The sequence below is a fragment of the Corallococcus sp. CA053C genome, assembly GCF_003611675.1.
Lineage (GTDB): Bacteria > Myxococcota > Myxococcia > Myxococcales > Myxococcaceae > Corallococcus.
This window is the reverse complement of record NZ_RAWA01000464.1, coordinates 1-7,002: the sequence shown is the minus strand read 5'-3', so window position 1 is coordinate 7,002 and position 7,002 is coordinate 1. Positions and strand designations below refer to the sequence as shown.

General features: G+C 68.9%; 2 protein-coding genes. Both read left to right on the top strand.

Features of this window, described 5'->3' with window-relative positions:
• The coding region (locus D7V97_RS37395; RefSeq protein WP_120615387.1) for an AAA family ATPase at window positions 1–5,000 on the top strand (5,000 nt) is incomplete at its 5' end.
• A 428-nt stretch (window positions 5,001–5,428) separates the two neighbouring features.
• Window positions 5,429–6,829, top strand: a complete 1,401-nt coding sequence (locus tag D7V97_RS37390; protein ID WP_120615386.1) for a hypothetical protein — start codon at window positions 5,429–5,431, stop codon at window positions 6,827–6,829.
• Window positions 6,830–7,002 lie beyond the last annotated feature (173 nt).

The window sequence follows — 7,002 nt, the reverse complement described above, 5'->3', positions numbered from 1 at the left end:
CTTCCGCGCTCGTTCCCGTCCTTCCGGGCGTCCTCTCGGACCTCGTCCTCAAGCTCCTGGCCAAGCTGGCGGAGGAGCGGTACCAGACCGCGCGCGGGCTCCAGCACGACCTCGAGCGCTGTCTGTCCGACTGGCAGGCGAGAGGCACGCTCGTGCCCTTTGCCCTGGGAACGCACGATGTCTCGGACCGCTTCGAGCTTCCCCACAAGTTCTATGGCCGCGAGGCTGAACTCACCGAGCTCCTTCGTGCCTTCGAGCGGGCCGTCGAGCGGGGGACCCCGGAGCTCGTACTGGTGTCAGGGTATTCTGGCATTGGCAAGTCTTCGCTGGTCCGTGAGCTGCACAGGCCCATCGTGCAGGAGCGCGGGTTCTTCATCTTCGGCAAGTTCGACCAGTACCGACGCGACGTGCCGTACTCCACCTTCGCCCAGGCGTTCGCCGAGCTGATCGAGCAGATCCTCACCGAAAGCGAAGCGAGCGTGGCAGCCTGGAGGGAGCTGCTGCGGCAGGCGCTCGGCGCGAGCGCGCAGCTCATCATCGACATCATTCCTCACGTGGAGCTGATCCTCGGCCCGCAGCCCGCGCCTCCTCCCCTCCCTCCGCTCGAAGCGCAGAACCGCTTCCACTGGGTGTTCCGCCAGTTCATCAGCGTCTTCGCGCGCAAGGAGCACCCCCTCGCCCTGTTCCTCGACGACCTCCAGTGGCTCGACTCCGGGAGCTTGAAGCTCCTCGAGGACCTCGTCCTCCACCCGCAGACCCGCTACCTCCTCCTCCTGGGCGCGTACCGCGACAACGAGGTGGGCCCCTCCCACCCCCTCGCGCTCACGCTCGACAACATCCGGAAGTCCGGCGCGCTCGTGCACGAGATCGTCCTCGTCCCCCTCACCGTCGAGCATCTGGGACAGTTCATCGCAGATGCCCTGCACTGCCCCCCCGGCTCCGTCGCGCCCCTGGCCCGCCTCGTCCACGAGAAGACCGCCGGCAATCCCTTCTTCGCCATTCAGTTCCTCACCACGCTCCACGAGGAGGGCCTGCTGGAGTTCGACCGCGGCGCCGCTCGGTGGCGCTGGGACGTGGCGAAGATCCACGCCAAGGGCTTCACCGACAACGTCGTCGACCTCATGGTGCGGAAGCTCAAGCGCCTCCCACCTGCCACACAGGAGGTGTTGAAGCTCGCCGCGTGCGTCGGAAACACCACGAACCTGCACACCCTGGCCGTCATCTCCAACCAGTCGGGCGAGCAGGCCGCGCGCGAGCTCTCGGACGCGGTCTGGGAAGGGCTGATGCTTCAGCAGGGCGACGTCTACACGTTCCTGCACGACCGCGTCCAGCAGGGGGCCTATGCGCTCATCGAGGACGAGAGGAAGAAGGGCGTCCATCTCTGGATCGGGCGCCTGCTGCTGGCGAGCCTGGACGCACAGGGCATCGAGGAGCGCATCTTCGACGTCGTCAGCCAGCTCAACCACGGCCGTGCCCTCATCACCGACCCGGCGGAGAGGGACGCGCTTGCGAGGCTCGACTTCCTCGCTGGAAGGAAGGCGAAGGCATCCATCGCCTATGCCTCCGCGAGGAGCTTCCTCGCCGTCGCGGCGGACCTCCTGCCAGAGGATGCCTGGGAGTCCCGCTACGACTTCGCGTTTCCCCTCTTCACCGAACGCGCGGAGTGCGAGTACCTGGGCGGCGCGTTCGAGCAGGCCGAGGCCCTGTTCGACCTCCTCCTTGCCCGAGCGAGGACCGACTTCGACAAGTCCACGGTGTACGAACTCCGTCTGAAGCTCTGCCACGTCGCGGGCAGATACGACGAGGCGGTGGCGATGGGCCTCAAGGCCCTTCAGTTCTTTGGTGTGGACATCCCCGAAGACGACGCGGTGCTGAGCGAGGCGACGCGTGCCGAGGCGGAGGCAGTCAAGGTCAACCTGGGCGGGCGCCGCATCGCGGACCTCGCGGATGCCGCCGAGGCCACCGACCCGCGCGTCAGGGCCATCATTGGTCTGCTCTCGAACGTGGCCCCTGCCGCCTATATTGGCAGCAGGCCCCAGATCTTCCCGCTCATCATCCTGAAGCTCGTCAATCACTCCCTCCGGTTCGGCCACACGTCCGAGTCCTGCATGGGGTACAGCTGCTACGGCTTCATGCTCGTCTCCCTCTACGATGACCCTCGTGCCGCATACGAGTTCTCGGAGATGTCCATCAGGCTCAACCAGAAGCTCGGCGACATCAGTCGACGGGGCACGGTCCTGCACCTCCACGGCGACCACATCAATTTCTGGAGCCATCCCATCTCGACGGACTTCCCCATCCTGGAGCGGGGATTCCTCGCATGCCTGGATGCGGGCGACCTGGTCTTCGCGAACTTCATCGCGTTCGAGATCGTCTGGCAGGCCATCGAGCGGGGCGATGCGATTGATGATGTCATCAGGTTCTCGCGGAGCTACGCGGCCTTCGCACGGGACTCCCGCAACGAGCCCGTCTACCAGACGATCCGACTGGAGCAGCAGTTCCTCGCGTGCCTGAAGGGACAGACCCGCGGGAATACCTCCTTCGAGGACGATGCGTTCCAGGAGGCCCCGTGCCTTGCGAAGATTGCCGAGGCAGCCTTCGGGTGCGGCATCGTCTTCTTCCACATGATGAAGCTCATCACGGCGTATCTCGCGGGAGACGATGCCAAGGCGCTCCATCACGCGGACGAAGCGAAGAAGACGCTCAGCGCCGCGATGGCCATGCCCATGGAGGCGACCTTCTATTACTTTCACGCCCTCCTGCTCGCCCGCATCCACCCGCGGAGGGCGGAAGCAGAGCAGCGGGAGATCGCGAGGACGCTCGAGGGCTACAACAAGAAGCTCGCCTTCTGGGCCCAGAGCTGCCCGGAGAACTTCCTCACGAAGCACGCCCTCGTGTCCGCGGAGATCGCCCGAATCACGGGAGACGAGCTCCAGGCCGAGCGGCGCTACGAGGAGGCCATCCGGGCGGCGCGGGCCAACGGCTTCGTCCACTGGGAGGGCATGGCCAACGAGCTTGCCGCGGCGTTCTACCGGGAGCGACGCTTCGTGACCGTCACCGCTGCCTATCTTCGGGACGCTCGAGACTGTTACGCCCGGTGGGGCGCGGAAGCGAAGGTGAGTCAGCTTGAACAGCGCCACGCGCACCTTCACGAGGCACCTCCGCTCGGCCCCGCGGCCGTCTTCGCGGCCCGACCCGAGCAGTTCGACCTGCTCTCGGTGGTCAAGGCCTCGCAGACCATCTCCGGGGAGATGGTCCGCGAGCAGCTTTTGCGCACGCTCTTGCGGGTCGTCCTCGAGCAAGGCGGGGCGCGCAGGGCCCTCCTGGTCCTGTCCCGCCAGGGCGAGTTCGAGGTCGCGGCCGAGTCCGCCGTGGGCGAGGAGGGGGCGCCGGGCATGCTGTTCAGCCCGGCCGCGCAAGCGCTGGCGGCACGCGTCCCGGCGTCCATCCTGCAGTACGCGCAGCGGACCCGGGAGCACGTGCTGCTTGCCGACGCGGCCGCCGACGCGGAGCGGTTCTCGGGGGACCCGTACTTCGCGCAGGCGCGCCCGCGGTCTGTCCTCTGCCTCCCCGTCCGCAGGCAGGCGGAGGTCGTCGCCTTCCTCTACCTCGAGAACGACCTCGTCCCCGGCAGCTTCACGCCCGAGCGCCTGTTGGCGCTCGAGCTGCTCGCGGCCCAGGCGGCCATCTCGCTCGAGAACGCGCTCTTCCTCGAGCGCGAGCATGCCGGCCGCGTGGAGGCCGAGACGGCCGGGCGGCGTGCGCTCCTGCTCGGAGAGGCGACCGCGCTCATCTCCTCGACGCTCGACTACGTGGGCGTGTTCGAGGCGCTGACCCGCCTGTGCGCGCGCTCGTTCGCCGACTGGGCGATCATCGACCTCGACGAGGGGGGCACGGTCGTGCGCCTGGCGGGCGCACACCGCGATCCGCAGAAGGAGCCGCTCCTGCGTGAGCTTGCGGAGCGATACCCCGCGCGCATCGGCACGGCCACGCCGGTGACGAGCGTGCTCCAGTGCGGGGCCCTCCTCCACCTGCCGGACCTCTCCGACGAGCAGATCCGGTCCTACACGCTCGACGAGCACCATGCCGCGCTCATCCACCAGATAGGCACGCGGAGCGTGCTCATCGTGCCGCTGGTCGCGCGAGACACGCCGCTCGGGGCGTTGACGTTCGCGGCGGCCTCTCCGCACTGGTTCGGGACGGCCGACGTGGAGCTGGCGGTGGAGCTGGGCCGCCGCGCGGCGCTGGCCATCGACAACGCGCGCCTCCTCGCCGAGACGCAGCGGGCGCTGCGCCTGCGGGAGGAGTTCCTCACCGTGGCCTCGCACGAGCTCCGCACGCCGGTGACATCGCTCCGGCTTTCGGTGGAGGGCCTGCTCCGCGCGGCCTCGGCCGGGAGGACCGTCTCGGCGGAGTTGCTGAACCGCAGCCTCAGCCGGGTGCTGAGCAGAGCCGACAGGCTCGAGCAGCTCACCGGGGAGATCCTCGACGTGGCGCGCATCGCGCAGGGACGGCTGGAGCTGAAGCGCGGCGAGGTCGAGCTTGGCGCGCTGGTGCGCAGGGTGGTGGAGCGCCTCGAGCCCGAGCTGACCGCGGCCCGCTGCAGGGTGTCCTTCACGTGCGCCGCGCCGGTGGTGGGGCAGTGGGACGCCGCGCGGCTCGCGCAGGTCGTGACCCACGTGCTCCACAACGCCCTCAAGTTCGGGCCAGGCAAGCCCATCGAGGTCTTCGTCGGCGAGGAGGCCGGGAGCGCGCGGCTCGTGGTCAGGGACCACGGAATCGGTATCCCCCCGGAGCAGCAAGGCCTCATCTTCGAGCGCTTCGAGCGCGGCGTGTCCAAGAACTATGGCGGGATGGGGCTCGGCCTGTACATCAGCCGCAGGATTGCGGAGTCGCACGGCGGTTCGATCCAGGTCCAGAGCGTGCCCGGCGTCGGCTCCACGTTCACCGTCACGCTCCCGTGCGTCTGGCAGCCAGCGCTGACAGCGTCGCTCGGCTGAGCCAGGGCGCGCCCTCGGACGCGCCAGCGTCTCCTTGTCATAGCCCGCTGATTTTCACCTCCTTCTACGGCTCCAAGCCCCGAATGTGCAGCATGCTGCCGTCGGTCTGCGCCACCAGCACGTCGGCGGACGCAGCGACACGCCGCGGCAGGTCGTCTGAAATGGGGGGCAAAGCGCACGAGCTGGCCGCGCTTCACCCAGCGCCGGGCCAAATCCTTTAGCAGCTCCGCATCACTCAGGTGGCCCAGCGGGCTGCGGCCGCCTTCCAGGCACTCCCTCTCCCCAGCCTGCACATCCCCCCGTAACTGATTGCCCTCCCTCAATCCGGGCGTGCACCCATTGTGACATTGTCACATTGTCACCCGGGCGCCTCCGCCCATGTCAGCCGGACATGCTATGCGGCGCTTCCCCACCCCGGAGGCTCCGCCATGAATCCCCGTACCCTTGGACTTGCATGTCTTGTTGCATTCGCCGCGCCCGCCTGTAGCGGCCCCGTCGCCGAACCCACCGCCCCCGTGGAGTCCACGGAGGCCGTGGAGACGACGGGCACCAGCACCGCCGCCGCGACGACGGTGGAGCGGCTCTACGCGGCCGAAGGCTCGCTCACGCTGAGCTTCGAGACGCTGGGCACCTTCGAGACGCGCAACGGCGTGCGCGCGCTCATCCTGCACGCGACGGCGAACCGCTACCTGAGCAACGTGTTCAGCTACGTGCCCGACGACGCCTTCGGCGAGGCGAACATCATCAGCGAGCGCCGGCTGGAGGTGGTGCTCCCGGAGGGCCACGAGCTCAACTCGGTGCTGTCCGGCCTGCCGCTGTTCGTGACGGTGGACACCTTCACGGGCACGCCCACGCACTACACCGCGCGCATCGAAGTGGCCCCGCGCTTCTATGACTTCCAGGGCTCCACCTCCGTATGGGTGTCGCAGGACGTCACGCCCTACTACGTCGTGAACGGCAACAACCCGCTCGTCTACCGGGGCAGCGTGGACGCCGCGGCCAGCGCCCTCACCGTCGCCGCGCCGGACGGCGTGCCCACCGTGGCGCGCGTGGACGCGGACACCTTCAACCTGGACTGGAACTACACGGCGATGCACCAGGCGATGGATCCGCACACCACGCCGCTCACGTTCACCGCGGCGCTCACCGCCGGCGGCACGGCGCAGAAGACGGGCCGCGTCGTCCCCCGCGTCACCAGCCTGGCGCTCACCACCGGGGATGCGTACGACGTCTGGCCGTCGCCCAACTGCCAGCCCGCCACCTACGACTGCGTCCAGAACAAGCCCGCGGGCACGACGGACTTCTCCTCGTGCGGCACCTACCGTCAGGTGACGCGCTGCCTGTACGTGGCCAACGCGTGTGACGTGGGCGCGCCCCAGCCGCTGTCGCTGACGCAGCTCGACGCGTCCGCGCTGGAGCCCGCGCAGGAGGAGTGGGTGCTCGGCTCCAACAGCGGCGCATGGCACGGCCTGGAGCCCATCGACGCGTACCGCACGCCGTCCTGCCCGTCCTCGCCCACCACCATCCAGGGCGTGGTCGCGAAGGTCGCCGAGCTGGACCGGGAGTTCCCGGACCCCGCGGGCGGCACGTACACCAACCGCGCGGGCCTCTCGCAGAGCATCTTCTTCACCAACAACTACTACGGCGACGGCGCGGCGCTGCTCCAGGCGATTGATGCCTACGCGGGCGGCGGCGACGTGCAGGCGTGGCTCTACACGCAGGGCGTGCCGTGCCAGAACTGCCACGAGTTCGACACGCGCGCCGTCCTCTACTACCCGGCCACCCGCAAGGTCGTCGTCCTGGACGGCTACTACGGCTACGACTCGTAGCCCCTGCTGACGGATGCCGGCCCGGGCCCCCAAGCCCGGGCCCCGGGCCCCTGGGCTCGGAGCCCGGAAACCGGGCGGGGCAGGCAGGCTTGCACGCCCGGTTCCTCGCCCGCCCGTCGAGCCCCCTTCAGGCCCGCCTTTCCATGAGGCGTCCGGGAAGGTAAGCACGCGGG